General features: G+C 72.1%; 22 protein-coding genes, 1 tRNA gene and 1 pseudogene. 14 read left to right on the forward strand and 10 right to left on the reverse strand.

Annotated elements, in window-relative coordinates; translation table 11 throughout:
- Window positions 1-202 precede the first annotated feature (202 nt).
- The 5 genes from ACFYWM_RS04060 (at window position 203) to ACFYWM_RS04080 (ending at window position 5,499) form a co-directional block, all read left to right on the forward strand.
- Entirely contained in the window at window positions 203-1,438 is a 1,236-nt protein-coding gene (locus ACFYWM_RS04060) for an alpha/beta hydrolase fold domain-containing protein (protein WP_389908212.1), read from the forward strand.
- A 356-nt stretch (window positions 1,439-1,794) separates the two neighbouring features.
- Window positions 1,795-3,456 carry a serine/threonine-protein kinase gene (locus tag ACFYWM_RS04065; protein WP_389908270.1) on the forward strand — a complete coding sequence of 554 codons (1,662 nt, stop codon included), beginning with the start codon at window positions 1,795-1,797 and terminating at the stop codon, window positions 3,454-3,456.
- 84 nt (window positions 3,457-3,540) lie between these two features.
- Entirely contained in the window at window positions 3,541-4,356 is an 816-nt protein-coding gene (locus ACFYWM_RS04070; RefSeq protein ID WP_389908214.1) for an ABC transporter ATP-binding protein, read from the forward strand.
- A gap of 151 nt (window positions 4,357-4,507) precedes the next feature.
- A complete protein-coding gene (locus tag ACFYWM_RS04075) occupies window positions 4,508-5,242 on the forward strand; it encodes a hypothetical protein (protein ID WP_389908216.1) in 735 nt (244 codons plus the stop codon).
- A gap of 123 nt (window positions 5,243-5,365) precedes the next feature.
- A tRNA-OTHER gene (locus tag ACFYWM_RS04080) sits at window positions 5,366-5,499 on the forward strand.
- 151 nt (window positions 5,500-5,650) lie between these two features.
- On the opposite strand, the gene ACFYWM_RS04085 is transcribed toward ACFYWM_RS04080, so the two are convergent.
- Both ACFYWM_RS04085 and ACFYWM_RS04090 read right to left on the reverse strand, forming a co-directional pair.
- Complete coding sequence (locus tag ACFYWM_RS04085) at window positions 5,651-5,938, reverse strand: HU family DNA-binding protein (RefSeq protein WP_389908218.1); 288 nt, start codon at window positions 5,936-5,938, stop codon at window positions 5,651-5,653.
- Window positions 5,939-6,361: 423 nt separating this feature from the next.
- Window positions 6,362-6,535, reverse strand: coding sequence for a hypothetical protein (locus ACFYWM_RS04090; RefSeq protein ID WP_389908220.1), 174 nt, complete (start codon window positions 6,533-6,535; stop codon window positions 6,362-6,364).
- 163 nt (window positions 6,536-6,698) lie between these two features.
- Between ACFYWM_RS04090 and mihF the strand changes: the two genes are divergently transcribed.
- Complete coding sequence (mihF, locus tag ACFYWM_RS04095; protein WP_344750230.1) at window positions 6,699-7,007, forward strand: integration host factor, actinobacterial type; 309 nt, start codon at window positions 6,699-6,701, stop codon at window positions 7,005-7,007.
- A gap of 281 nt (window positions 7,008-7,288) precedes the next feature.
- Here the strand turns inward: mihF and aceA are convergent, their stop codons facing one another.
- A complete protein-coding gene (gene aceA / locus ACFYWM_RS04100) occupies window positions 7,289-8,581 on the reverse strand; it encodes an isocitrate lyase (protein ID WP_389908222.1) in 1,293 nt (430 codons plus the stop codon).
- A gap of 484 nt (window positions 8,582-9,065) precedes the next feature.
- Between aceA and ACFYWM_RS04105 the strand changes: the two genes are divergently transcribed.
- Window positions 9,066-10,535, forward strand: a complete 1,470-nt coding sequence (locus tag ACFYWM_RS04105) for a helix-turn-helix domain-containing protein (protein WP_389908224.1) — start codon at window positions 9,066-9,068, stop codon at window positions 10,533-10,535.
- Between the two features lie 8 nt (window positions 10,536-10,543).
- Here the strand turns inward: ACFYWM_RS04105 and ACFYWM_RS04110 are convergent, their stop codons facing one another.
- Window positions 10,544-12,739, reverse strand: coding sequence for a hypothetical protein (locus tag ACFYWM_RS04110; protein WP_389908226.1), 2,196 nt, complete (start codon window positions 12,737-12,739; stop codon window positions 10,544-10,546).
- 131 nt (window positions 12,740-12,870) lie between these two features.
- On the opposite strand from ACFYWM_RS04110, the gene ACFYWM_RS04115 reads away from it, so the two are divergent.
- Window positions 12,871-13,830, forward strand: a complete 960-nt coding sequence (locus ACFYWM_RS04115) for a glucosyl-3-phosphoglycerate synthase (RefSeq protein WP_389908228.1) — start codon at window positions 12,871-12,873, stop codon at window positions 13,828-13,830.
- Window positions 13,831-13,891: 61 nt separating this feature from the next.
- Here ACFYWM_RS04115 and ACFYWM_RS04120 read toward each other — a convergent pair whose 3' ends face one another.
- Window positions 13,892-14,866, reverse strand: a complete 975-nt coding sequence (locus ACFYWM_RS04120; RefSeq protein WP_389908230.1) for a threo-3-hydroxy-L-aspartate ammonia-lyase — start codon at window positions 14,864-14,866, stop codon at window positions 13,892-13,894.
- A 280-nt stretch (window positions 14,867-15,146) separates the two neighbouring features.
- On the opposite strand from ACFYWM_RS04120, the gene ACFYWM_RS04125 reads away from it, so the two are divergent.
- Window positions 15,147-15,581: a cold-shock protein gene (locus ACFYWM_RS04125; protein ID WP_389908234.1), complete on the forward strand. Its 435-nt coding sequence runs from the start codon at window positions 15,147-15,149 to the stop codon at window positions 15,579-15,581.
- A 135-nt stretch (window positions 15,582-15,716) separates the two neighbouring features.
- Here the strand turns inward: ACFYWM_RS04125 and ACFYWM_RS04130 are convergent, their stop codons facing one another.
- Entirely contained in the window at window positions 15,717-17,105 is a 1,389-nt protein-coding gene (locus ACFYWM_RS04130) for a glycoside hydrolase family 16 protein (protein ID WP_389908236.1), read from the reverse strand.
- A 353-nt stretch (window positions 17,106-17,458) separates the two neighbouring features.
- Here ACFYWM_RS04130 and ACFYWM_RS04135 point away from each other — a divergent pair, with 353 nt between their 5' ends.
- From ACFYWM_RS04135 to ACFYWM_RS04145, 3 genes are all read left to right on the forward strand, one after another.
- On the forward strand, window positions 17,459-18,286 hold the full coding sequence (locus ACFYWM_RS04135) for a copper resistance protein CopC (protein ID WP_389908238.1): 828 nt from the start codon (window positions 17,459-17,461) through the stop codon (window positions 18,284-18,286).
- Window positions 18,287-18,562: 276 nt separating this feature from the next.
- The gene (locus ACFYWM_RS04140) at window positions 18,563-18,949 is read left to right on the forward strand and encodes a hypothetical protein (protein ID WP_389908240.1); all 387 of its coding nucleotides are present in this window, start codon (window positions 18,563-18,565) and stop codon (window positions 18,947-18,949) included.
- A 9-nt stretch (window positions 18,950-18,958) separates the two neighbouring features.
- Complete coding sequence (locus ACFYWM_RS04145; RefSeq protein ID WP_389908242.1) at window positions 18,959-20,275, forward strand: hypothetical protein; 1,317 nt, start codon at window positions 18,959-18,961, stop codon at window positions 20,273-20,275.
- Between the two features lie 73 nt (window positions 20,276-20,348).
- Here ACFYWM_RS04145 and ACFYWM_RS04150 read toward each other — a convergent pair whose 3' ends face one another.
- Window positions 20,349-21,116, reverse strand: coding sequence for a S1 family peptidase (locus ACFYWM_RS04150; RefSeq protein ID WP_389908244.1), 768 nt, complete (start codon window positions 21,114-21,116; stop codon window positions 20,349-20,351).
- Between the two features lie 463 nt (window positions 21,117-21,579).
- Between ACFYWM_RS04150 and ACFYWM_RS04155 the strand changes: the two genes are divergently transcribed.
- The gene (locus tag ACFYWM_RS04155) at window positions 21,580-22,464 is read left to right on the forward strand and encodes an LLM class F420-dependent oxidoreductase (RefSeq protein ID WP_389908246.1); all 885 of its coding nucleotides are present in this window, start codon (window positions 21,580-21,582) and stop codon (window positions 22,462-22,464) included.
- Between the two features lie 129 nt (window positions 22,465-22,593).
- On the opposite strand, the gene ACFYWM_RS04160 is transcribed toward ACFYWM_RS04155, so the two are convergent.
- Together ACFYWM_RS04160 and ACFYWM_RS04165 are read right to left on the reverse strand one after the other, a co-directional pair.
- Window positions 22,594-23,868 (reverse strand): cytochrome P450, encoded by a 1,275-nt coding sequence (locus ACFYWM_RS04160; protein ID WP_389908248.1) that lies wholly within the window; start codon window positions 23,866-23,868, stop codon window positions 22,594-22,596.
- Window positions 23,855-24,694, reverse strand: a complete 840-nt coding sequence (locus tag ACFYWM_RS04165; RefSeq protein ID WP_389908250.1) for a TetR family transcriptional regulator — start codon at window positions 24,692-24,694, stop codon at window positions 23,855-23,857. Before ACFYWM_RS04165 ends, ACFYWM_RS04160 begins: the two co-directional genes overlap by 14 nt.
- 128 nt (window positions 24,695-24,822) lie before the next feature.
- Here ACFYWM_RS04165 and ACFYWM_RS04170 point away from each other — a divergent pair, with 128 nt between their 5' ends.
- Complete coding sequence (locus tag ACFYWM_RS04170; protein ID WP_389908252.1) at window positions 24,823-25,278, forward strand: TniQ family protein; 456 nt, start codon at window positions 24,823-24,825, stop codon at window positions 25,276-25,278.
- 12 nt (window positions 25,279-25,290) lie between these two features.
- Here the strand turns inward: ACFYWM_RS04170 and ACFYWM_RS04175 are convergent.
- Window positions 25,291-25,488: pseudogene (locus ACFYWM_RS04175) on the reverse strand (IS3 family transposase); the annotation flags it as partial.

Here is a 25,488-nt window from a genome sequence, read left to right on the forward strand (position 1 = left end):
GGGGGGAGGCAACGAGTTTTCGACGGCGGGCCGGGTGGGAGCGGTGGTCGGGGAGGGAGTTCGGGGGATGGTCGCGTTCGGTGGCGGGATGTCACCTCAGGGTGAGGTATACCTGCGTGATACGTAGTTGTAATCTCCCCGATATGTCCAATCGCCGATAAAAGCCCATTCTGGGGGGAATGTCCTTTTGTGGAGGTCCCCCATGCGCGACGAGATCAATATGGACGTCAGTCCGGCCTACCCCTTCAGCTGGCAGGCCGCGACCCTCAACGCGATCATGCGCGGTACCTTCAAGCCGATCTCCGACCTGCTGCTGAGGAACGACGTCGGCTTCGCCGCCGCCTCCCGCATCGTCGCGCTGGCGGGCAGGGTGCCGTTCCGCCTTCCCGTCCACGTGCGCGTGACCCCCGACGACGAGGGGGCGTGCCCGGGGGAGTGGGTGCGCGCGGGCGAGGAGCTCGACGAGGGCAGGGTCCTGCTCTACTTCCACGGCGGGGGCTACTTCTCCTGCTCCCCGGCGACCCACCGGCCGATCACCTGGCGCCTGTCGGCCGCGACCCGGCGCCCGGTGCTGTCGGTCGACTACCGCCAGGGCCCGGTCCACCGGCCCGCCGAGGCCCTGGAGGACGCCATCGCCGCCTACCGGTGTCTCCTGGGACGTGGGTACGACCCCGCCGACATCGTCTTCGCCGGGGACTCCGCCGGGGGCCACCTCACCCTGGCCACGCTCCTGGCGCTCCGCGACCGGGACATGCCGTTGCCGGCCGCGGCCGTCTGCCTCTCCCCGTGGGCGGACCTGACCGGCGCGCCCCGCAGGGTCAACCGGCTGCTCGACCCGATGATCCCGGCCGGCCGTGTCGACTGGCTCGCCCGCCGCTGGACCGCGGGTCTCGACCCCCGGGACCCCCTGCTCTCCCCGGTGCTCGGCGACTACACCGGCCTGCCCCCGCTGATGATCGTCACCGGTTCCACCGAGGTCCTGCGCGACGAGGGCCGCCGGGTGGCCGAGCGGGCCCGTACCGCCGGGGTGCCGGTCATGTACGAGGAGTGGCCCCGCATGCCGCACGTCTTCGCCATCCTCGCCGACGTCGTCCCCGAGGCCCGCGAGGTGTATCCGCACATCGCCCGCTTCCTCGCCGCGACCCAGGACCTCCTGCCCGGCCGCGTCGCGTCCGGCCTGGAGATGCCCGACCTCGCCGTGCCGGATCTTCCCGTGCCGGATCTTCCCGTGCCGGATCTCTCCGGCCCGGATCTCGTCGTCCCGGAGCTTTCCGGCCCGGAGCTTTCCGTCCCGGACCTCGCCGCGGCGGACCTCCTCCTGCCGGGCCTCGCCGTGCCCGGTCCCGCCCAGCCGGTTCCCTCTCCCGAGGACGTCCCCGCCGCGCCCGCCACAGCCCGGCGGAACCGCTCCGGGCGGTCCGGTTCCGCCGCCGCCTGAGACACGCGGAGGCCCGCCAAGCTGACAACGCGGAGGCCCGCCGAGACGTCACGCGGAGGCCCGCCGAGACGTCACGCGGAGGCCCGCCGAGACGTCACGCGGAGGCCCGCCGAGACGTGCGCCCGCGAGGGGCCGCGCCCGCCCTTCCCGCTGGTCACACCGTCCCGCTCCGTCCCAAGGACATCCCTCACACCATGGATTCCTTACCCTGAGGGATCATTCGCCTTACCTCTCATATCCCTTCTGGCCGGTCGGGAGCGAAGGACGCCCGATTCCCGCCACAGTGTGCTTGCCGTAGCCCGCGCACGAGAGGCTCAACGAGGATGGCACGTGGGGGAGCAGGTCCCGTGAACGGCATGCCGACCGGTGTGCGGCCGCTGACCGTCGGGGACCCGGTCATCATCGGCCGCTATCTGCTGCTCGGCCGCCTCGGGGTGGGTGGGATGGGCATCGTCTATCTGGCCGAACACCCGCAGGGCGGGGTGGTGGCGCTCAAGACGCCGCACCCGATGCATCTCAACGATGCCACGCTTCGCGCCCGTTTCGCCGAGGAAGTGCAATTCTCCCGAAGAGTGGTGCCCTTCTGCACCGCCGCGGTGATCGAGGACGGCACCGACAGGGACCGCCCCTACCTGGTGTCGGAGTACGTCCCCGGTCCCGCGCTGTCCCAGGTGGTCTCCGCGCACGGCCCCCTCACCCCCGACCTGGCGTACGGCGTCGCCCTGGGGGTGGCCGCGGCGCTGGTGGCGGTGCACGAGGCGGGGCTGGTCCACCGCGACCTCAAGCCCGGCAACGTGCTGCTGTCGGACACCGGTCCCCGGGTGATCGACTTCGGCATCGCCAGGGACGTCGACGTGCTCGCCGCGCACACGCAGGCCGGGCAGGTCATGGGCAGTCCCGGCTGGGTCGCCCCCGAGCGGCTCACCGGCGGGCTCGCGCTGCCCGCCTCCGACGTCTTCGCCTGGGGCTGCCTGATCGCCTACGCGGCCGCCGGCCACCACCCCTTCGGGGCGGGGGAGGCCGACGTGCTGACCCGGCGCATCCTGGTCGAGCCGCCGAGGGTGGCCTCGGTGCCCGCGCTGCTGCGCCCGGCGGTCGAGGCGTCCCTGGCCAAGAACCCCGCCGAGCGGCCAGGGGCCGCCGACCTGCTCGGCGCGCTGCTCGCCGCGGGCGGCGTGGGCGACCCGTGGGACCTGCGCGAGGCGGTCGCCGAGGTGCTGGCGGAGATCTGGACGCCGGTGCCCTACACCCCGGGGGCCGGGAGGGTGCGGTTCGCGGCGCCGTCCTCGCCGTCCTTGTCGTCCTCGTCGTTCCTGTCCTCCGCGCGGCCCTCCCCGCTCCACGATCCGCTCCACGATTCGCTCCACGACGAGCCCTCGGTCCCGGTGAGGATCTCCGGCAAGGGGGCCCGCAGGGCCGGGGCGCGCAAGGGCGCGCACCTGTCGCAGGCCGGCTTCGCGGCGCTGGCCACGGTCTCCATGGCGGCGCTCACCGTGGCCGCCGCGACCGGGGGCGGTGGGTCCGATCCCACCGGCGGCTCCGGCGTCCCCGAGCCAGTGCCGCTGGTCCTGCCCGCCGACGGCACGCCCTCGGCCTCCGTCTTCAGCCCGGACACCCGCCCGCTCTCCGGCAGGACGCGCGTACCGACCCCGACGACCCCCTCCACCGTCCAGATCACCACCACCAGGACCGTCTCGCTGCCCACCGAGGGTCTAGACGGTCACGACGGCCGGGAGGATCCGCTGCCGGAGCGCCGCCCCCGGGGGCCCCGTGGCTCGGGTGACTCGCCGGACGACGGCGAGGGCCCGCGCGACTGCGCGGACGCGACCGCCAAGGGCAAGGGCAGGGCCGGGGACTGCCCGACGCCCTCGGGTGGTCCCCGGCCCAAGCCCTCCTTCACCCAGATCCCGCAGACCGGCGACGGCGAGAGCCCGTCCCCGACGCCCACCGCCCCCGCTCCCTCGGGGACGACCATCACCCCGCAGCCCACCCCGGGTCCCTCCATGCAGATGGGCTGAGTCATCCTTTTGGGACGATTTACGAGGAGATTTCGGTGCATCGGTTAAAGTGAGCGCCGCGAATCGAGGCGGAGGGGGATACCGATGGGCGGGCCTGTGGCCGGTGCGGTGGAACTGAGCGGCGTCGGGGTCCGGGTGGTCGGCCGTACGCTCCTGGACGACATCGGCTGGCGGGTCGGGTACGGGGAGCACTGGGTGGTGCTCGGCCCCAACGGGGCGGGGAAGACCACGCTGCTGTCGCTGGCCGCCGCCGTACGCCATCCCACCGAGGGGTCGGTCACCGTGCTCGGCCAGCGGCTGGGCCGGGTCGACCTGCGGGAGCTGCGCCGCCACATCGGCCTCGTCGCGGCGAGCCAGCGGCTCGTCGACGAGGAGTTGCTGGAGGAGGAGGGCGCCACCGCGCACACCGTCGTCCTGACCGGTCACACCGGGACCAGCGCCCCGCTGTGGGACCGCTACGGCCCCGCCGAGCACGAGCGCGCCCACCGGCTGCTGGCCGACATGGGCTGCAAGGACCTCGCCGACCGGCTCTTCCGCGTCTGCTCCCAGGGGGAGCGAGCCCGCGTCCGCGTCGCCAGGGCGCTGATGGCCGACCCGGTGGTCCTGCTGCTGGACGAGCCGTTCGCCGGTCTGGACCTGCCCGCCCGCGAGGACCTGATCACCGCGGTGGAGGACCTGGCGGAGACCCGTCCGGCGCTGACCACGGTCACCGTCACCCACCACCTGGAGGAGGTCCCGGCCACCACGACCCACGCCCTGCTGATGCGCGACGCCCGCGTCCAGGTGGGCGGGCCGGTGGCGGAGGTCCTGACCGCGGAGAACCTGTCGGAGTGCTTCGGGCGCCCGCTGCGCGTCGACCACCTCGACGGCCGCTGGTCGGCTCGCGCGGTACGCGGCTGAGGGTTCCGCGGCGAGCGGGTCCGGGGGCAGAGCGGGTTCGGGCGGGTCCGGTGGATGCGGTGGATCCGGGAGGAGCGGGGCGGCCGGAACGCGGGGCGATCTGCGGGAAAAGCGGTGTTATGCGGGTGATCTTCCCGGTACGGTGTCACGCATGGCGACCAAGTTGAACCAGATCCTCGCCGTGGAGAAGGGCGTCAAGTCCGACACCCAGCGCAAGGTGACCGACGCTTACCACACGATCCAGAAGAACGCCCTGCTGTCGGGCCTCTCGCGGACCTACCAGCCCGTCGACGACGAGGGCGAGCGGCTGCCCCCGGAGTCGACCCGGGTGCAGGTGCAGGGTGAGGAGCTGCTCAAGCAGGTCGGCGCCGCGCTCACCAGGCTGTTCGACGTCACCGCCACCAAGGACTGGGCCAACTGCTCCGCGCGGGCCGACGTGAAGGTCGACGGCTCCACCCTCCTGGAGGACGTGCCCGTCACCTATCTGCTGTTCCTGGAGAAGCAGCTGGTCGACCTGCACACCTTCGTCTCCAAGCTGCCCGTCCTGGACGCCGCCGAGACCTGGACGCTGGACCAGTCGACCGACTGCTGGCGGACCGAGCCGGTCAAGACGACCCGTACCAAGAAGGTGCCCCGCAACCACGTCAAGGCCGAGGCCACCGAGAAGCACCCCGCGCAGGTCGAGGTCTACCACGAGGACGTCGTGGTCGGCTTCTGGACCAAGGTCACCTTCTCCGGGGCCGTGCCGCAGAAGCGGGTCAACGAGCTCCTGGAGCGGGTGGGCAGGTTGCAGAACGCGGTGAAGTTCGCCCGCGAGGAGGCCAACGGCACCGAGATCACCTACCAGCGCGTCGGTGAGAAGGTGCTGGGCTACCTGCTCGGGTAAGATCCAAGGACTCCCCGTGGGAGCGCGGGGATGCGCGAAAGCGCGGAAGCTGAAACTGAACCGTCAGACTGACACGTGGCCACAGTGGGGGTTCGAGTCCCTCCCCCGGCACCACCTGCCGGGGTAGCCCAACAGGCAGAGGCAGCCGCTCAAGCTCAGGCTCTCGCTCCAGATTCAGCATTCGCCGCCGGGCGCCGGATCGAACGGATACGGGCGACGATGGTCGAGTGCGGGTTCGAATCCCGCTGGGTGCTCCACATGCGCCTATAACTTAACGGCAGAGTGCGACCTCATCATGAGTGACCCGGATCCTTAAACGTGCCGGAGCCGCGACATGGCGGCACACCAGGCCCTCGGGGAATGGATACTTCCCCGGGGGCCGTCGCCGTTCTTCGTCCGGGCGGCCGGTCAGTCCTTCTTGCGCTGGCGGATCAGGCCCATGAACCCCGGGCTGGGCTTGAACCTCGCGGTCCAGGTCTCCGCGATCTCCAGCGGTTCCCCGGTCTGCGGGTTGCGGCCGGTTCGTGCGGCCTTGTGCACCATCTCGAAGGACCCGAACCCGGGGATCGCCACCTTGTCCTCGGCCGCCACGGCCGTCTGGATCGTCCCCAGGATCGCGTCGAGGGCCGCGCCGGTCTGCCTGCGGGTGAGCCCGGCCTCGGCGGCGGCCTTCTCGATCAGCTCGCGCTTGTTCATAGGGACAGTTAACGCCATCACCACCCGGTGAATCGAGCCCCGTTCCCCACTCGCGACACCCGCGTGGCCGGGAGGCCCCGCTCGCGCGCGAGGGGCGCGGGGGGCGCGGTCGGCCAGGGTCGGTCCGCGCCGTCGGGGCACGAAACCCCGCTCGCGCGCGGGGGGGCGCGGGTGCCCGCCGTGTCGGGTGGCGGGCACCCGTCCTCGTCAGCGGTCAAGCTGGGCGGCCAGCCGTTCCGCTTCCGTGTGCAGTGCCTCGACGAGGACGAGCTCCAGGAGGAGGTCCTCGTCAATGAGACCGATCAGAACATCCATCGAGCCTCCCTGACTACTCGACGCCTCAGGAGGCGCGGGAGTTGACACACGCACCGAACAAGACTCGGCCGTGATCCAACATTGATCGTTCGTATAGGTGGGGGCTCGCTACGCCGGGACCAACTGCGCCAGGTCGACGTGCTCGCCGACCTCGCGGATGCTCATGCAGTACGCCACCAGGACCCGCTGCCCGTCGATCCGACGGGTGACCAGCAGACAGGGGCCATCGTGGACCACGATCGCCTCGACCTCGATGCCCTGGGGGCTTCGCCAGATACCCATGAGCCCGAGGCTACGAAGAACGGGGTAAGGGCGGGGTAACCAAACGGGCATATCGTGATACACGGCATCGGGTCTATGGATCTATATGTGTGTCTTCTGATGATTAACCTGGCGGCTTTGGGTAGCAGGACGCTGGAATTACCGTCATCAGGGAGAAAACACCATGGCTTTGCCCAAGCTCACCCCCGAACAGCGTCAGGCCGCCCTGGTCAAGGCCGCCGAGACCCGTACAGCTCGCGCCAAGCTTCTCGCCGAGGTCAAGAACGGCGCGCTCAGCCTGGAGCAACTGCTTGGCCGTGAGGACGACATCGCCAAGCGCATCAAGGTGTCGCAGGCCCTGCGGGCCCTGCCCGGGGTCGGTACCGTCAAGGCCGCGCAGCTGATGGCGCAGGCCGACGTGGACGAGGCGCGCCGTCTGGGGGGCCTCGGTACCCAGCAGCGCCGCAAGCTCATCGAGGCCGTCGGCCGCTGAGATGCCGCCCGCCGTCCACCGCCCGCGTTCCCGGGGGCGAGGCTTCCGGGGACGCGGGCCGTGGGGATCGCGGTGCGGGAGCGGCCACCGGGACCACCGGGACCGCCCTGGCCGCCGCGCGGGGCGCGGCGGCTCGACCGGCCGTGGGACGGGGAGGCCCCGCCGCGCGGACTCGGCGGAATCCGTGCGACGGGGCCTTCATTCGACGACCTGGTCTTCGAGCTCGTCCGGGGAACCGTCCCATGCCCTGGAAGCCGTCCTGACGAGCCCGGTCCGGAGAGTCAGTGAGCCTCTGCGAACTGCTGCTCCTCCGTGGAACCCTTCAGGGCCGTGGTGGAGGAGTCCGGCGCGATGGCCGTGCTGACCAGGTCGAAGTATCCGGTGCCGACCTCGCGCTGGTGGCGGGTGGCGGTGTAGCCGCGCGCCTCCGAGGCGAACTCGGCCTCCTGGAGCTGGACGTAGGAGGTCATGCCGTCCTCGGCGTAGCCGCGGGCGAGGTCGAACATCGAGTGGTTCAGCGAGTGGAAGCCCGCCAGCGTGATGAACTGGAACTTGTAGCCCATGTGGCCGAGCTCGCGCTGGAACTTGGCGATGGTGGAGTCGTCCAGGTGCTTCTTCCAGTTGAACGAGGGCGAGCAGTTGTAGGACAGCATCTGGTCGGGGTACTCGGCCTTGATGGCCTCGGCGAACTCGCGGGCCACGTCCAGGTCCGGGGTGGAGGTCTCCATCCACAGCAGGTCGGAGTGGGGCGCGTAGGCCAGGCCGCGGGCGATGCAGGCGTCCACGCCGTTGCGGACCCGGTAGAAGCCCTCCGCGGTACGGTCGCCGGTGGTGAAGGCCTGGTCGCGGGGGTCGACGTCGGTGGTCAGCAGGGTCGCGGCCTGAGCGTCGGTCCGCGCGATGACCAGGGTCGGCACGCCCAGCACGTCGGCCGCGAGGCGGGCGGCGCTGAGGGTCTTGACGTGCTGGCCGGTGGGGATGAGCACCTTGCCGCCCAGGTGGCCGCACTTCTTCTCCGAGGCGAGCTGGTCCTCCCAGTGCACCCCGGCGGCGCCCGCGGCGATCATGCCCTTCATCAGCTCGAAGGCGTTCAGCACGCCGCCGAAGCCGGCCTCGGCGTCGGCCACGATCGGCGCCAGCCAGTGCGGCGCGTCCCCGTCGCCCTCCGACCAGGTGATCTGGTCGGCGCGCAGCAGCGCGTTGTTGATGCGCCGCACGACGGCCGGGACCGAGTTGGCCGGGTAGAGGCTCTGGTCGGGGTAGGTCTGGCCGCCGAGGTTGGCGTCGGCGGCGACCTGCCAGCCGGACAGGTAGATGGCCTTGAGCCCGGCCTTGACCTGCTGCACGGCCTGGTTGCCGGTCAGCGCGCCCAGGGCGTGCACGTAGTCCTCGGTGTTCAGCAGGTCCCACAGCCGCTCGGCGCCGAGCCGGGCGAGGGTGTGCTCCTCCTGGACGGAACCCCTGAGTCGAACCACGTCCTCCGCCGTGTAGGTCCGCTCGGTCCCCTTCCAGCGAGGGTCGGTCTCCCACTCGCGCCGCAGCTCGTCTGCGGCTCCCTTGAGGCGATCATTCATGATGCGACTCCTTTTCGTCCCCTGGGTGGCCTACCTCGAGTGTCTGTCGCGACGAAACGGGCAAACAAGGTCGACTTGGACGAAAAAATGAAGATTATTCTTCTCAGATCAATACCCGCCGGTATTTGGATGGGAAGAAGTTAATAGTTTTCCCTATGGACTAGACCAATTCTTGTGCCGGGATCGGGGGTGGGACGGGATTTCGCCGCGCGGGCGCCCCTGGGTCCCGTCGGGGGCGCGCCGTGACGGGCGCTCTCGACGGGTGCTTTCAACGGGCGTCCTCGACGGGTGCTCCCGAGGGGCGCTTCCAACGGACGCTCTCGACGGGGGCTCCCGGCGGCGAGTGCGGCAGCCGCTCCGGGCGGGGAGCGTGACGGGTGCTTCCAGGGGTGTCGGACGCCCGCCGGGGCGGACGCGGCGACATCCGTCCCGAGGAGTCGCGGAGAGATGAAAATTCCTCGGAAATTTCGTTTAGCATCGGGTCATGGCATCTTTGGTGGGTGAAGAACCGCTTTCCTTGACGCAGGAGCTCGATCTCATCGCGTTCGGCCAGCGGCTGAGACACCTGCGCAAGCAGCGCGGCCTTACCCTCTCCGACCTGGGCGAACGCGTGAGCCGCGCGCCCAGCCAGCTCTCCCTGCTGGAGAACGGCAAGCGCGAGCCGAAGCTGTCGCTGCTGAAGTCGCTGGCCGCCGCGCTCAACGTGCCGATCGAGGAGCTGCTGCGCAGGCAGGCCCCCAACCGGCGGGCCCAGCTGGAGATGGCCCTGGAGGAGGCGCAGCGCGACCCGCTGTACGCCGGGCTCGGCCTGAGCAGGCTGAAACTCTCCGCGCGCGTCCCCAACGACGTGCTCGAACACATCCTCGGCCTCTACGAGGAGCTGCGCTCACGCCAGGCCAGGGGGACGGCCACCCCCGAGGAGGCCCGCGCCGCCAACGCCGAGCTGCGCCGCAAGCAGCGCGAGCAGGGCAACTACTTCGCGGAGATCGAGCAGGCCGCCGCCGAGGCGCTCGCCGCGGTCGGCTACCGCTCGGGCGCGCTGTCGCAGAGCACGGTCCAGGCGCTGGTGAGCCACTTCGGCTACACCGTCCAGACGGTCCAGGACCTGCCGCGCACCGTGCGCTCCATCTCCGACCTGCGCAACCGGCGCATCTACGTCAAGCACGAGCAGGTCGGCATGCACACCCCGCGCACGATCCTGCTGCAGACCCTCGGACACCTCTCCCTCGGCCACCACCGGCCCCGCGACTTCGCCGACTTCCTGCGCCAGCGGACCGAGGCCAACTACTTCGCCGCCGCCGTCCTGGTGCCCGAGGCCGCCGCCGTGCCGTACCTGCGGGAGGCCAAGAAGGACCGGGCGTTGAGCGTGGAGGACCTGCGCGACGTCTTCGCCGTCTCCTACGAGATGGCCGCGCACCGCTTCACCAACCTGGCCACCAACTTCCTCGACCTCGTCTGCCACTTCGTCCGCAACAACGCCGACGGGATCATCTACAAGGCGTACGAGAACGACGGCATCGTCTTCCCCGCCGACGAGCAGGGCGCGATCGAGGGGCAGCGCATGTGCCTGCAGTGGTCCGGGCGCCAGGTCTTCCTGTCACCCGACCGCTTCTCCGTCCACTACCAGTACTCCGACTCGCCCACCGGCACCTACTTCTGCCTCGCCCACGTCGACATCTCGCGCGAGCGCGACTTCGCCATCACCCTGGGCGTCCCCTACCGGGAGTCGCGCTGGTTCCGCGGCCGGGAGACCACCACCCGCACCAAGTCCGGCTGCCCCACCGGCGACTGCTGCCGCCGCCCGCCCGCGGAGCTGACCCAGCGCTGGGAGGGGTACGCCTGGCCCTCGGCGCGCGGCAACTCCCACATCCTGGCCGCGCTGCCGCCCGGGTCCTTCCCCGGGGTGGACGAGGCCGACGTCTACACCTTCCTGGAGCGCCACGCGGCGGGCTGAGCGCGGCGTCACCCCGCGGGCTGGGCCGTGCGGCGCAGCGTCAGGGACGGGTGGCCGTGGAACTGGTAGGCGCCCGCGCCGTCGGGGGCCTGCGCGCGCATGGACCGCAGCACCTCCGCCGGGGGCTCACCGGCGAAGCAGCGCCGGTAGAACTCCTGGGCCAGGCCGCCACCGGCGGCCCAGAGCGGGGCGACGACCCCGCTCGCGCCCGCGAGCAGGAACGCCCGGACGTCGCCCGGCTCCTCCAGGAAGACGAACGGCGCCCCGGTCAGGTCGTGGCCCAGCGCCTCGGAGGCCGCCCCGCCGTCCGCGAAGTGGACGACCTCGGGGCCCTGGCCGAGCACGCCCAGGACGTCGCCGAGCGCGGGGGAGACCTGCGTGGCGCCGTACTCGGTCACCAGCGGGTGCGCCTGCGCCTCGCCGTACACCACCGCGACGCGGTCGGCGCGGGCGCTCGGGGGAGGGGGCAGCTCGGGACGCCGCCCGCCGAGGGGCCAGCGGCCGGTCACCGTCTGGCAGTTGAGGTAACCGGGGAGCGAGGGGTCGTACGGCCGCTCCAGCACGGCCAGCTCCCAGGGCACGTGCGGCTCCTGGGAGAGGATCAGCACGCTCGGGCGGCGCGGCGCCACCCGGCCTGCCACCGCGTTCAGCAGCTCCCAGAAGCCCCACGGCACCCGCGAGCCGACCTCCCGTCCCAGCTCCTCGGACAGGCGGCCCCGCCCGGTCAGCCGCCCGCCGAACTCCGAGGCCCGCGTGCCGAGGTCGCAGAGCTCGGCGCGGTCGGGGGTGACGAAGTGCGGCGACTGGTAGGTCCACCACAGCCGTCCCGGCCTGTCGCCGTGGACGATGACCGCCGTGACGTCCGCGGGCTCGCCCATCAGGGCCGGGCGGATGCGGGTGCCCGAGACCGGCTCCAGCGCCTCGTGCCCGCTCAGGCTGCCCGGCGAGCCGTGGACCGTGATCGCGCGCAGGCCGAACCCGATCACCTGGCCGCGCACCGCGTAGGTCGCCTGGATCTGCCGGGAGACCTCCGGCTCCTCCTGGGCGAGGGCGATCAGGTTGACCGGGGCGCGTGGGTACGGGGTCGTCTCGTCGGCGCGCAGCCGCACCCGCCACCCGCCGGGCGCGTCGAAGCCCTCGGCGACGATCTGGATGTCCAGGTCGAGCGGCTCGCGCGGCCTCGCGGTGCCGTCCTGCCCCTGGCCGGGGGCGACGCCGACCGCCACCTCGGCCCCCCAGCCCGCGACCGCCTCGGCGGGGGACTCGATCAGCGGGATCCCCTTCCAGTCGGGGCCCGGCGCCACGGCGGGCGTCTCCTTGCGCCGCCTGCGGAAGGCGCCGGTCAGCCGGTCGAGGACCGAGGGTCCCCGGCCCTCGGTGGGGGCCGGCGCCCCGGCGGGCGGCTCGGTCAGCGTCGACGGGGCCTGCGGCGGTACCTCTTGAGGGGCTTGGGGCGCCTGCGGTCCCTGTGGTCCCTGTGGTCCCTGTGGTCCCTGTGGTCCCTGTGGTCCCTGTGGCTCCTGGGAGGGCGACGAACCGGGGAACGGCGACGGGAACGGCGAGGGCGGGGGAGACGGGACGGGCGCGGGGGCAGGGGCGGGGGAGGCCGCCTGGTCGGGGCGCAGCCAGTCGGCGCTCATGGCGCCGGTGGACGGCAGGTCGTCGTACCGGTCGCCGCTCTCGCCTTCGCGGGGCTCCTCGTCCCGGTCGCGCCCGGCCCGCCCGGGGGCCGGGACCGGATGCCCCCGCCCCTCCGCGCCGTGGAGCGTCCATTCCGGGGTGTGGGCGGCTGTCGGCGGACCGCCGGCCGGGTCCCAGCCGGAGGGGTCCGTGCCGTTCGGCGGCGCCGCGCCCCAGGAGGAGGGCGGCGTGGGGCCCGCCCCGCCCGGCGACGGGGGGCTGAGGCTGCTCCCGCCTCCGTGCGCGCCGGGTTCGGCGCCCGCTCCCCGCGAGAGCATGGGGATCACCTGCTCGGCGGTGACGCCGCGCTCCAGGCTCAGCAGCGTGGTGAGCCGCTCCCAGGCGGGGCCGTACTCGGCGATGAGCATGATGACCGCGTCGGCCAGCTGGCCGGGAGGCCTGCTGCCCGCCTCGGCGAGCAGCGGGTCCAGCCGGTCGCGGAGCTCGCCGGAGGCGCCGCCCATCAAGCTGTCGAGCTCGTCGCGGACGCCGCGCGCCGCCCGCATCACGGCTACCGGGTTCATGCCGTCCCCCCTTGTTCCGGACTGGACTGATCTTCCCACCTGCGCGGTGGGGACGGGAGCCGGTAGGTGTGCGGAATCGGCGCCACATAGGGTGATACCCCTAACCGCAGAGGTGATGGAAAGGACGGATCGTGCTGCCTGAGGTCGAGGCGTGGCTGCGCGGGCGCACCTCATCCTCGGCCGACTGGGCGCTGCCGGAGCTGCTGGCGGCCAAGGGGGGGACGACGGTCAGCGTCGTGCTGCCCGCCCGCGACGAGGAGGAGACGGTCGGGGAGATCGTCGCCGCGATCCGCCGCGATCTCATGGGGGCCGTGCCGCTCGTCGACGAGCTCGTGGTCATCGACTCCCGCTCCGTCGACGACACCGCCGCGCGCGCCGCGCGGGCCGGGGCGACGGTGATCGCCCAGGACGAGGTCCTGCCCGACCTCAAGCCGCTGGACGGCAAGGGCGAGGCGCTGTGGAAGTCCCTCGCCGCGACCTCCGGCGACCTGCTGGTCTTCGTCGACGCCGACCTGCGCGAGTTCCGCACGTCGTTCGTGACCGGGCTGCTCGGCCCGCTGCTCGCCGACCCGGCGGTGGTCTACGTCAAGGGCTGCTACGACCGGCCCCTGCAGAACGTGCAGAGCGGCGGCGGGCGGGTCACCGAGCTGGTCGCGCGACCCCTGCTCAACCTGCACTGGCCACGGCTGGCCGGGTTCGTGCAACCCCTCGCGGGGGAGTACGCCGGGCGCAGGTCCGTGCTGGAGAGCGTCCCGTTCGTCACCGGCTACGGGGTGGAGCTCGCCCTGCTGATCGACCTGCTCGACCTGGCCGGGCTCGACGCCCTGGCCCAGGTCGACCTGGGCCGCCGGGTGCACTCCCACCAGTCGACGGAGGCGCTCGGCGGAATGGCCGCCCAGATCCTGCAGACCTCCTGGTCGCGCCTGGAACGCCAGAACCTGATGGTCTCCCTGCACCGGCCCTCTCCCCGCCTGGCCCAGTTCCGCCGGGGCGCCGACGGCCACCAGGTGAGCGTCCGCGACGTCGCCGTCGCCGAACGCCCCCCGATGGTCACGATCCCGGCCTACCGCGCCGACCGCCCCGTCCGCTGACCACGCCGTACGGCCGGGACCGTGGAGGCGAGGATCCGCCGCCGGGCGGAGCTCACGGAGCTCATGAGGCCAGCAGTGACGCGTAGCGCTCCAGGTCGACGTTGCCCCCGCTGACGATCACGCCGACCCGCTTCCCGGCCAGCTCGGCGGCGAGGTTGCGGACGGCGGCCAGGCCGAGGCAGCCGGTGGGCTCGACGACGATCTTCATGGCGGACCCGAAGAGCCTCATGGCGTCGACGAGTTCGGCGTCGGTGGCGGTGACGACGTCGTCGACCTCGCGGCGGATGATCTCGAAGGGGTAGGCGCCGAGGTGCTGGGTCTGCGCGCCGTCGGCGATGGTCTTCGGCGTGTCGATGTGGACGACGGAGCCCGCGCGCAGCGACCGCCGCCCGTCGTCGCCCGCCTCCGGCTCGACCCCGTACAGCGCGCAGCCGGGCGACAGCGCCCGCGCCGACAGCGCCGTGCCGGAGAGCAGGCCGCCGCCGCCCAGGGGGACGAAGAGCGCGTCGAGGTCGCCGACCTCCTCGAACAGCTCCTTGGCGGCGGTGCCCTGACCGGCGATCACGTGGGGGTGGTCGTAGGGCGGGACCAGCGTGAGGCCGTGGTCGGCGGCGAGCGCGCGGCCGATCTCCTCCCGGTCCTCGGTGTAGCGGTCATAGCGGACGATCTTGCCGCCGTACCCCTCGGTGGCGGCCACCTTCGAGGCCGGCGCGTCGTGCGGCATGACGATCGTGGCCGGGATGTCGAGCAGCCGGGCGGCGAGGGCGATCGCCTGGGCGTGGTTGCCCGAGGAGTAGGTGACCACGCCCGCGCGCCGCTGCTCGGGGGTGAAGCGCGACAGCGCGTTGAAGGCGCCGCGGAACTTGAAGGCGCCCATCCGCTGGAAGTTCTCACACTTGAACACCACGTCGGCGCCGACGATCTCGTTGATCCGGCGTGAGCGCAGCACGGGGGTGCGGTGGGCCTGCGGCGCGATGTGGGCGGCGGCGCTCAGGACGTCGTCATAGGTCGGTGGCGTCGGTGGCGTCTGGGACATCGGCTGCCTCTTCTCGGTCGGCACGGCTACGCACCCGAAGCCTGGCACTTCCGCCGGAGGGGCGGGGGCCGGGGTGCCGCGAGGACTTCGGCGCGTGCCCGCCCACCTCGCCGGCGTGAGGCGGTGGCGTGAGGGGGCGTCACGGAATCGATGCGGACACGGCGTGTCATCCGGTCTAGCATCGGGTCGTCCGGCGTGACGGGCAGGCCGGATCCACTGGCCGGGCAGTTCCGGAAAGTGAGTGCGAAGCGGTGCGATTCTCTGCGTAGGTGGTGTTGTTGTGGCAGTAGGTACGATCCTTCGTTTCGACGAGGTGCGCGGGTACGGTTTCATCGCCGCCGTGGGCGGGGGCGAGGATGTGTTCTTCCACGCCAACGACTTCGGCGAGAGCCGGCACGTCGTCCAGCCGGGCCTGCGGGTGGAGTACGAGGTCATGGAGGGCGAGCGCGGACTGAAGGTCTCGACCGTCAGCCTCCTGGACCCGCCGCCCGCCCGGCGGCCGGTCGTGGCGGCGGCGCCCCCGGTCACCGGCGGCGCCTCGCAGCATCTGGGCGACGACGACGGCGTGTGCGACGTGTTGTCGGCGAAGTCCTTCAGCGGCGCGGTGACCGAGCTGCTCATCGAGCACGCCCCCACGCTGACGGGCGCGCAGATCGGGCAGGTCAGGAACCGTTTCCTGGCCTTCGCCCGCTCCCACGGCTGGGTCGACGACTGAGGCACGACTGGGGCCGACGGCTGAGGTCCGCGACGGCGGGCCGGTGAGCGCGGCGGGCGCGGCGGGCGCGCTCCTGAGCGGAACGGCTTGCGCGTCCCGGGACGCGCAAGCCGTGACGGGATCCGCCCCCGGAGGTCAGCTGCCGAAGGAGAACCAGTTGAGGTTGACGAAGTCGGCGGGTTGCCCGCTGCTGAAGGTGATGTAGACCGTGTGGGTCCCGGTCACCCCGCCGATGTTGGCCGGGACCGTGCGCCAGCTCTGCCAGCCTCCCGTGTTGCCGAGGGCGAAGTCGCCGATCGGGGTGGCCGTCGGGCTGCCGAGGCGCACCTGGACCAGCCCGCTGACCCCGCCGCCCGCGCCGGACGCGACGCGGGCGTTGAACTGGGTGGCCGCCGTGGAGCCGAAGTTCACGCCGTCGAAGCGCAGCCAGTCACCGTTGCCGATCTGCGCGACGTTCTGCCCGCCGCCGCTGTCGGTGGTGGTCTCCAGCGACGTGCCCGACTGTGCCTGGTAGCGCTCGGCCTGGATGGTCGAGCGGGCGTCCACCCCGCCGGGGTTGGTGGGTGTGACCGTCGGGCTGGGGTTCGGTCCGGAGCCGCTCTGCCAGACGGCCACGTAGTCGACGAGCATCGGGCGCCCCGAGACCGTGGCGGCGGTCGGGGTCGACCCGGCGAGCGCGTTGGGGAACGCCCCGCCCATGGCCACGTTGAGCAGCAGGAAGTAGCCCTGGTGGTCGGTCATCGCGCTCCAGGTCCCGGCGTCGAACTGCGACTGGCTGACGCTGTGGAACTGCTGCCCGTCGACGTACCATCGCAACTGGTTCGGGGTGACGGCGCGGTCCCACTCGAAGCGGTAGGTGTGGAACGCCGACTGGCAGGAGGAGCCGGGGCAGGCCCTGCTCGCGCCCAGGCCGGTGGTCTCGTTGCAGGGGCCGCCGGGGTTCACGCCGCAGTGGAGCACGCCCCAGACGGAGTTGATGCCGTTGACGTTCTCCATGATGTCGAACTCGCCGATGCCGGGCCAGTTCCAGTAGTTGCCGCGGTACGGCGCCCCCAGCGCCCAGAAGGCGGGCCAGTAGCCCAGGGCCGCGCTGCCGGTGACGTTGGGCATCTGCAGGCGGCTCTCGATGCGCAGGACGCGCCCGGCGGCGGGCTTGAAGTCCGAGCGGCGGGTCTCGACGCGGCCCGACGTCCATTCGTTGCCGCTCTTGATCGGGGTGATGCGCAGGTTCCCGCCGCCGTCGAGGCTCAGGTTGGCGGAACTGTTGGTGTAGCGCTGGACCTCACCGGTGCCCCAGTTGGCGGGGCCGCCCGGGTAGGCGTGGCCGGTGTCGACGATCCAGTTGGTGGAGGAGGGGAGCGACCCGGCGCTCCCGTTGAAGTCGTCGCTCCAGACCAGGGACCACCCGGAGGGCGTCGCCGGTACGGAGGCGTGGGCGGCGATCGCGATCAGCGTCGGCACCAGGGCCGCGGCGATGACCGAGATCCATCCGAGAGAGCGCTTTCTTTGCGGGGGGTGGCTCATTCGGAACCTCTCACAGGGCGAACGAGATGAACGGCCGAACGTCGCTGCAGCGTAAAGACCGATTGGTCTCACTGTTACGCGAAGGTTAAGTTTGGTCAACCCCGCGCGCAAAAAACCCTGAGAGCGCTCTCAAGAGCCGGCCGCCGGGTGTGAGGGGGCATCGGCGCGCGCCGTGGGAGGAGAGGGGAGTGGAGAGGCTCACGACCCCCGGTGCTCTTTGGTTGGATACGAGCCAAAGTTCTGTTCATATGGGACAAAAGCGGCTACTCTCGACGGGAATTGACCATGAGCGGTCGGAATCGCCCGCGGTTTCCGGGTCCGGTGGGCCTTTCCAGTGGAGAGCAGAGGTGGCGATGGCGCGCTGGTTGGGCCAGCTGCTCGTGCTGGCCGTCGTCGCCGGCGTCGCGCTGACCGCCCTCGCGACCCCCGCGTCCGCGCACGGCCAGCTCGCGGTCTCGACGCCGGCCAAGGACAGCACGGTGACCGAGCCGATGGAGTCGCTCGCGCTCTACTTCACCGAGAAGCCCGCACCGAACGCGTACTTCACCGTCACCACCCCCAGCGGCGCCCGCGTCGACCAGCCGTGGTCGCACGGGGAGCCCAAGCGCCTCGACGAGCCGGTCACCGAGTACAACCTCGTGGACGGCACCTGGCAGCCTAGCCTCTACCACACCGGGTTCCCGGCGATGGTCCCGGTCGCGTACTGGCCGGAGCGGGGCCAGTACGTCGCCCGCTACATGTCGGTCGCCTCGGACGGCGAGAAGGTCACCGGCGAGGTCAAGTTCACCTACAAGGGCAAGATGTCGGGACCGCCCAAGGGGTGGAAGGCTCCCACGAACGAGCCCGACCCCGCGCTGCTCAACCCGGCGCACCCCAGTGCCGCGGCACCCTCGGCCGGACCGGCCGCGCCCGTCACCCCGCAGGCCACCCCGCAGGCGGCGGCGTCGAACGCGCCCCAGGCCGGCTCGGGCTTCGACCTCTCCGTGTGGCTGCTGCCCGCCCTCCTCGTCGTCGGGGTGGGGTTCATGGTGGTCCGGGCGGCACGGCGGCCCTCGCCCGGTGGCGCGGAGGTCCGGCGGCGTCCCACCGGGCCGCCAGGGAGAGCGCCCCGGGGCCGGCCCGCGGCCGCGCCGCGCAAACCGCGGGGCGCCAAGGCGGTCAAGACCGCCAAGCGACGCTGACCGCCCCGGTTCCCGCCCCCGCGCCGGTGCCCCGCCGCCCCCTTACCGATCAGCCACCCTTACACCGATTCGCCGTCCCCGCATAGATCAGCCGTCCCCGAACCGATTCGCCTCACCGCACCGACAAGCCCACCCCCGCACCGATCAGCCGCTCCTACGCCGATTCGCCGCCCTCGTACCGATCAGCCGTCCCCGTACCGACTCGCCGTCCTCGCCACCATGCCGGCTCGCCGCCTTCCGTTCCGGCCTGACCCCCCACCCCTCAGGAGAACAGCCATGACGTCCCCCCTTGCCCGCCGCCGCCCGCTGCTCGCCGCGCTCACGCTCGGCGTGACCCTGCTGATGGCCATGCTGACGGCCACGGCCTGCGGCTCGCCCAGCGCGGCCCCCGGCGCCTCGACGGTCAAGGAGATCGCGATCACCATCGCCGGACGGCAGGTGACGCCCCCGCCCGGACGGGTCGAGGTGGCCAAGGGGCAGACGGTGAAGATCACGGTGACCGGTGACGCGGCCGACGAGGCGCACGTGCACGGCTACGACAAGGCGGCGGACCTGAAGCCGGGCGTTCCCGCGACGATCGAGTTCGTCGCCGACCGGGACGGCCTGTTCGAGGTCGAGACCCACGGGTCGAAGCTGCAGCTCTGCCAGCTCGTGGTGCGCTAGGCCCGCGTGATGCTCCTGGCTCACGGCATCGGTGGTCGCCAGGACCTGCCGATCCCCTTCGAGGCCGCGCTGACCGGCGCGATCCTCGCCCTGCTGGTGTCGTTCGTGGCGCTGGGCGCCCTGTGGACCGAGCCGAGGCTGGGCGGCGAGCTCCGCCGTCCCCGCCCGCTCGCCGGCCTCGTCCAGAGGACGGTCTCCGCGCGGGCGTGGCCGTGGTTCTGGCGCGTCGCCGGGCTCGTCGCCGCGGCGTACTTCTGCGTGGGCCTGCTCTTCGGCCCGGACAAGGTCGAGAACCCCACGGCGGGGGTGTTCTACGTCCTGTTCTGGGTCGGGCTGGTACCGCTCTCGCTGCTGTTCGGGCCGGTGTGGCCGGCGCTCAACCCGCTGCGGACGCTGCACCTGCTGGCCTGCAAGGGGCTCGGCCGCGACCCCGCCACCGGGCTGCGCCCGCTGCCGGAAGGGCTCGGCTACTGGCCCGCCGCGGGCGGTCTCCTCGCCTTCGTCTGGCTGGAACTGGTCGCCCCCGAGCGGGCCACCCTGCCCGTCATCGGGGCCTGGCTCGCGGTGTACGTCGTGTTCATGCTCGGCGGAGCGGTGCTCTTCGGGTCGCGCTGGTTCGGCCACGCGGACGCGTTCGAGGTCTACAGCACCCTCGTCGGCCGGCTCGCCCCGGTGGTCAGAGGCCCTGACGGCGTCCTGACCTGGCGCAACTCGCTCGACGGGATGGCCGGGCTCCGGCCGGTACCGGGGCTGACGGTGCTGGTGGTGGTGCTCCTGGGCTCCACCATGTACGACAGCCTCTCCAACGCCCCCGTCTGGGTGCGCTTCGTGCAGGAGAGCGCGGTGCCGGCCCCGGTCATGGGGACGGTGGGCCTGCTCACCGTCATCGGCCTGGTGCTCGCGGCCTACCGCGGCGCGACCGCGCTGGCCGGCCGGTGGGGCGCGGCGGAGCCGGGCACGACGGCGGGCGAGCTCGCCCACGCGGTGGTCCCGATCGCCGTCGGGTACGTGGTCGCCCACTACTACACGCTCCTGCTGCTCGAAGGGCAGCGGACCCTCGCGCTGCTCTCCGACCCGCTGGACACCGGCGCGAACTGGCTGGGTACCGCGAACTGGACCGTCCAGGCGATCGGCACCTCCCCGGCCGGGATCGCCATGCTCCAGGTGACGGTCATCGTCGTCGGCCACGTGCTCGGCACCGTGCTCGCCCACGACCGCGCGCTGGCCCTGTTCCCGAGGCGGACCGCCGTCATCGGGCAGATCCCGCTCCTGGTGCTGATGGTGGTCTACACGGTGGTGGGCCTGCTCCTCCTCTTCGCGGGCTGACCCGCCCCACCACCGGACCCGCGACCCGCCTCGCTGTCGGACCGGCTCCGCCTCGGGAACAGGGCCGGTCCCACTACCGGCCCGGAGCGGGTGTCGTGACCCCTCGATGCCGCGACGGGGACGCCGCGGGATGCGGGGTCTCCCTGGAGTACAGCACGACCACCAGATCCGGGTTCACCCCGGTGGACCTGACGACGTTCTGGGTCGCGGGGGCGTTCCTGGACAGGACGACGACCCTGTTGGCCCGCACGTCGATGTAGCGGACGGCCCCTCCGAGCGGATGGGTGGACAGGATCTGGTCGAGTCTCACCTTGATCGCCCTGAGCATCGCCAGCGACGCGCGGACGACCTCGGCCCTGGCGCCCGCGGAGACGATCCTCGGAATGTCGGCGGCGCTGGTGGTGGCGACCACGAGGGTGTGCGCGGTGGCTCCCAGGATCCAGGACCCGCCGAAGCGGCCGCCGAGCTCCTCGCGCAGCCGTGTCTCGACCGCTGTCAGCCGGATCTCGTTGCGTATCCGTGTCTCGGCCTGGCTCCTGGTGAGACCGAGGTCACGCTGGACCGCCTCGATGAAGCCCGGCGGCAGGGGCGGCATGGGGGGAGTGCTCGCCGTCCGGGGCGGGGCCACGGGGGTGAGGACCGTCGGGACCGGGATCGGGGCCGGGGGCGTCGGGGTGGGCACGGCGCCCGCCGGACGGGACACGGCGGCGGAGAGGGGAGAAGGTGCCGGGGCGGGGGCGGCGTCCGCCGCCCGGTGCGCGACGGCGGCGGGGAGGGCGGTCAGGGCGAGCGCGGTGATCACCAGGACACCCCCCGTGGACGCGAAGTGGTTGCGGGACATGTGATCTCTCCTCGACCTCGGCCTTCGAAGCTTGACGAAGCGTGAGGGGGGAGGTCGTCCCGCGCCGCGGGTTGGTCGCGCGACGTGGACACCGCCACCCTAATCCAGCCGTCTCCGGTTCCGGCCGGAAACGCCCGGCGCCACGCGGAACGGATATCCCGGACGACGGGCCGTACGCCCAGATCAGGGCCGGGAACCGCGCCCCCGCGTCCGTGGTGCCGGTCGTGAGGCCGTCCCGATCGGGCACGTCACCGGCTGCCGACGGCGTTCGCCAACATGTTCACGACGGGCCGGACAATCCGGCAGCGCCCGGAAGCGCGCGCGAGCGCCCGGTTTGACGACGGGACGCGGTGGAGACGAAGGGGAGGGCGGGAGGGCGGGGCGGATGGCCGGTGGCACGCCCCGATCCCGCGAGCGGGACACGGGACAACGGACATGTCCGCCTACGTTCAGGGAGGTCGTCATGCCGCGACGCGGCCGGTTGGGCAAGGTCGGCATCTGGAGCTCGGCCTGGAGCAACGCGTTGCGCGAGGGCAGGGCCGACGTGGGCGAGTTCGGTGACACGGTGGCCGAGCTGGACGCGCTGGGGTACGGCACCCTGTGGATCGGCGGGAGCCCGGCCGTCGACTACGCCGTACCGGCCCTCGAGGCGGCTCCTCGCATCACCGTGGCGACCGGCATCCTCAGCATCTGGGACCACGAGGCCGCCGAGGTGGCCGCCCAGTGGACCGCCGTCGAACGAAGGCATCCCGGGCGCTTCGTCCTGGGGCTCGGCGTGAGCCACGAGGGCTTCGCGGAACGGTACGCGCGCCCGTACTCCGCGATGCGGGAGTATCTGGACGCGCTGGACTCCGCCGCCGATCCGGTGCCCGAGGAGGCGCGCGTCCTGGCCGCTCTCGGCCCCAGGATGCTGGAGCTGGCCGGGGACAGGTCCGCGGGCGCGCACCCGTATCTCGTCACCGTCGAGCACACCGCCCGCGCCCGCGAGATCCTCGGGAAGGACGCCGTGCTCGCCCCCGACCTGAAGGTCGTCCTCGATCCCGACCTCGAGAGCGCCCGCGACGCCGCGCGCGGCTACCTCCGCCTCTACCTGAAGCTGCCCAACTACACCGACAACCTGCGCCGGCTGGGTTTCGACGAGGACGACTTCCGCGACGGCGGCAGCGACCGGCTGGTGGACGGGGTGTTCGCGCTCGGGGACGCCGACGCCGTCGCCGAGAGGGTCGCCGACTTCCTGGCCGCGGGAGCCGACCACCTCGCGATCCAGGTGGTGACCGACGACCCCTTCCACGACCTGCCGCGCGCCGAGTGGCGCCGCCTGGCCGAGACGCTCCCGGTAGGCGGCTGAGCACGGCCCCGCCTCACCACCGCGCGCCGCCCCGGGGGAAGCGCTCCCCGGGGCCGCCGGTCAGCCGATACGCAGCGGGCCGGTCAGCCGACACCGGGCGGGTCAGCCAGCTGATACGGAGCGGGCCGGTCAGCCGATACGGAGCGGAAGTGTGCGCGGCCCGCGGACCTGACCCGTCGCCCAGGTCACCGCCGCCGGGTCGTCGAGGCCGAAGGAAGGGATCCGCTCCAGCCAGACCTCGAGGGCGACCCGCAGCTCCATGCGGGCCAGGTGCGAGCCCACGCAGCGGTGGATGCCCAGGCCGAACGCGGCGTGCCGGTTGACCTCCCGGTCGATGACGACCTCGCCCGCCCGGTCGAACTGGGCCTCGTCACGGTTGGCCGCCGGGAACGACAGCAGGATCCAGTCGTCGGCCTTCATGTCGACACCGCGCCAGTGCATGTCCTCCTTGACCAGCCGCGCCATCGTGACCGGCGCGTAGGCCCGCAGGAACTCCTCCATCGCGGTCGGCAGCAGGGCGGGCTCGGCGACCAGGCGCTCGCGGTCGGCGGGCGTCTTGGCCAGGTGCCACAGCGAGGCGCCGATCGCGCTCCACGTCGTGTCGATGCCGGCGATGAGCAGCAGCGCCATCGTGCCCGCCACGTGGAGCGACTCCAGCTTCTGGCCGTACAGCTCGGCGTTGATGAGATAGTTCGTGAGGTCGTCCCGCGGGTTGTCGATGTGGTCGCGGATCTGCGCCAGCAGATAGTCGAACAGCATCTCCATCCGGGGGATGCGCTCCTCCGGCGGCAGGTTGACGCCCTCCAGCGCGTTCTCGACGAACTCGCGGAAGCGCGGCCCGTCCTCGGGCGGGAAGCCCAGCATGTCGGCGATGACGCGCGTCGGGATGTGCTGGGCGTAGTCGCGGGCGGCGTCGATGACGTCCTGCCCCTCCAGCGCGTCGAGGAGCGAGTGGCAGAACGCCCGCGTCGCCGGCTCCTGCCTGGCGACCGTCGTCTTGGTGAACATCGGCAGCAGCAGCTTGCGCGCGTCGTGGTGGAAGGGCGGGTCGGAGGAGATCGGCGGCGTGCCGCCCACCGGCGCCACCTCGGGCGGCGGCCGGAAGTTGCTCACGATGATCGACCGGGAGGAGAAGCGCTCGGTGTCGTAGGCGATGGCCGAGACGTCCTCGTAGCGGGTCGGCAGCCACGCGCCGCCGAACCGGTCGGTGTGCGCGATCGGACAGCGCCGCCGCAGGTCGTCCTGGATCGGGTACGGGTCGGCGGCCCACTCCGGCTCGGTGTGGGAGAAGTCGGTCGCCCAGTCGGAGACCGGCCCGGTGACGACCTCGTTGCGCACGCCCTCGGGGCGCTCTCGCAGCCTCTCCTGGAACTCGTGCTGGCCGAAGCGGTCATCCACGGTCATGTCGCGCCTCCTGGAGGATCTCGATCGTTCTTTCCGGGCAGTTCGCCACGGCCAGGCGCGCCGCCTGCTCCTCGTCCGGCGGTACGACGCCGTCGCCGACGACCCGCCCGTAGCCCTCGTCGTCCTCACCGAACAGGCCCGGGGCGAGGTCGTAACAGCGACCGTGTCCCTGGCACCGCTCGGAGTCGATCCTTACCTTCACCGTGGGGCTCCCCTCCGTGCTGTCGGCCTCCGTGCTGCCGGCAGGGGCCAGGGCGGCGACGACACGGGTGAGCAGCGCGGCCCACTCCTCGTCGTCGACCGCGTGCAGATCGGGTGTGATGAGCGCGCTGCCCATCGCGAGCAGCAGGCAGAAGTGCGCCAGCGCGTCCGGCGACAGCGTGCCGTCCAGCTCGTCGTCGTTCTGGGCGGCCCGGACGAGCCCGGAGAGCCAGTCGGTGCGCTCGCCGACGTAGTCGCGCATCGGCCGGGCGACGTCCTCGTCGCGCCGCGCCGCCACGAGCGCCTCGACGATGAGGTAGCCGTGGGCCTCGCGCCGGCGCGGGAGCCCGCGTCCGACGACGGCCAGCAGCTCCGTGATCGACCGGTCCGGGTCGGCGGCGAACAGCTTGGCCAGCAGCTGCGGCCCGTGCGCGCGCAGCGCGGCCACCAGCAGCTCGGCCTTCGAGCCGAAGTGGGCGTACAGGGCGCCGTTGCTCACCCCCGCGGCCGTGGCGATGTCGGCCACGCGCGTGCCGTCGTAACCCCGCCGGGCGAACACCTCGGCCGCCGCGCGCAGCAGCCGCTCCCGGGTCTCGGTGGCGGTGACGCCCGCGATACGTCCCATGCGCTAATTAAAAGAACGTTCATTTGATATGTCAACAGTCGCGTGAGCCGTACCTGGTTGTCTGGCGCCGTCGAACTTGAGAGTTCGGCGCGGATCTTGAGAGTTGACTTGAGAGTGAGGAGTCGAAGATGAGAGTCGGGTTCCTCCCTCGGCGCCTGGCGTTGGTGGTTGAGCCGCAGCCCGACGAGTCGTTCTCCTCTTGGGTTGATCGGATGGCGGTGCGGAACGGATGCCCATCGTGGACACTCGTCGAGTCGCTGGGGCTCGATGTGCGAGGGCTGTCTGGCGATGTTCGCTCACTGGCATACGGCGTCGTCGCGACCCCGGAGATGTGCGAAGGGGTCAGAGCCGCCACCGGGATAGGCGCCGAGATCGTGCGCGCTATGCATCTAGAGGTGTTCAGTGGGTCCGCTGTGGACCCGGCGGGCGTCCGCATTGGCGACAAGGAGTCTGTGCGCCAGGCGGAGACCCGTGAGTGGGCTCAGTTCTTCGGTAGCCGGGTGTGCCCGAAGTGCTTGGCTGCCTCAGGGGGAGCGTGGCAACTGTGGTGGAAACTGGGCTGCGGAACTTGTCAAGCTCGATGAGACACAGTCGCTCTAGATGTTCTGTGCCTGCTTCTCTCGTTTGTCTGGGTCGTTGATCCACGCCTTGACGGGGATCGCTGGCGGGGTGGGCTGCCTGCGGAACCGGCCCGGACTGGCTTGGTAGGCCGCTGCCAAGGTCGCGGCCCGCTGGGCTCGGATCTCGGCTGCGGTGCCGAAGTGCACCGAGGCCGGGGTGTGCAGCCCGATTCC

The sequence above is a fragment of the Streptosporangium sp. NPDC002721 genome, from assembly GCF_042888905.1.
Taxonomy (GTDB): domain Bacteria; phylum Actinomycetota; class Actinomycetes; order Streptosporangiales; family Streptosporangiaceae; genus Streptosporangium.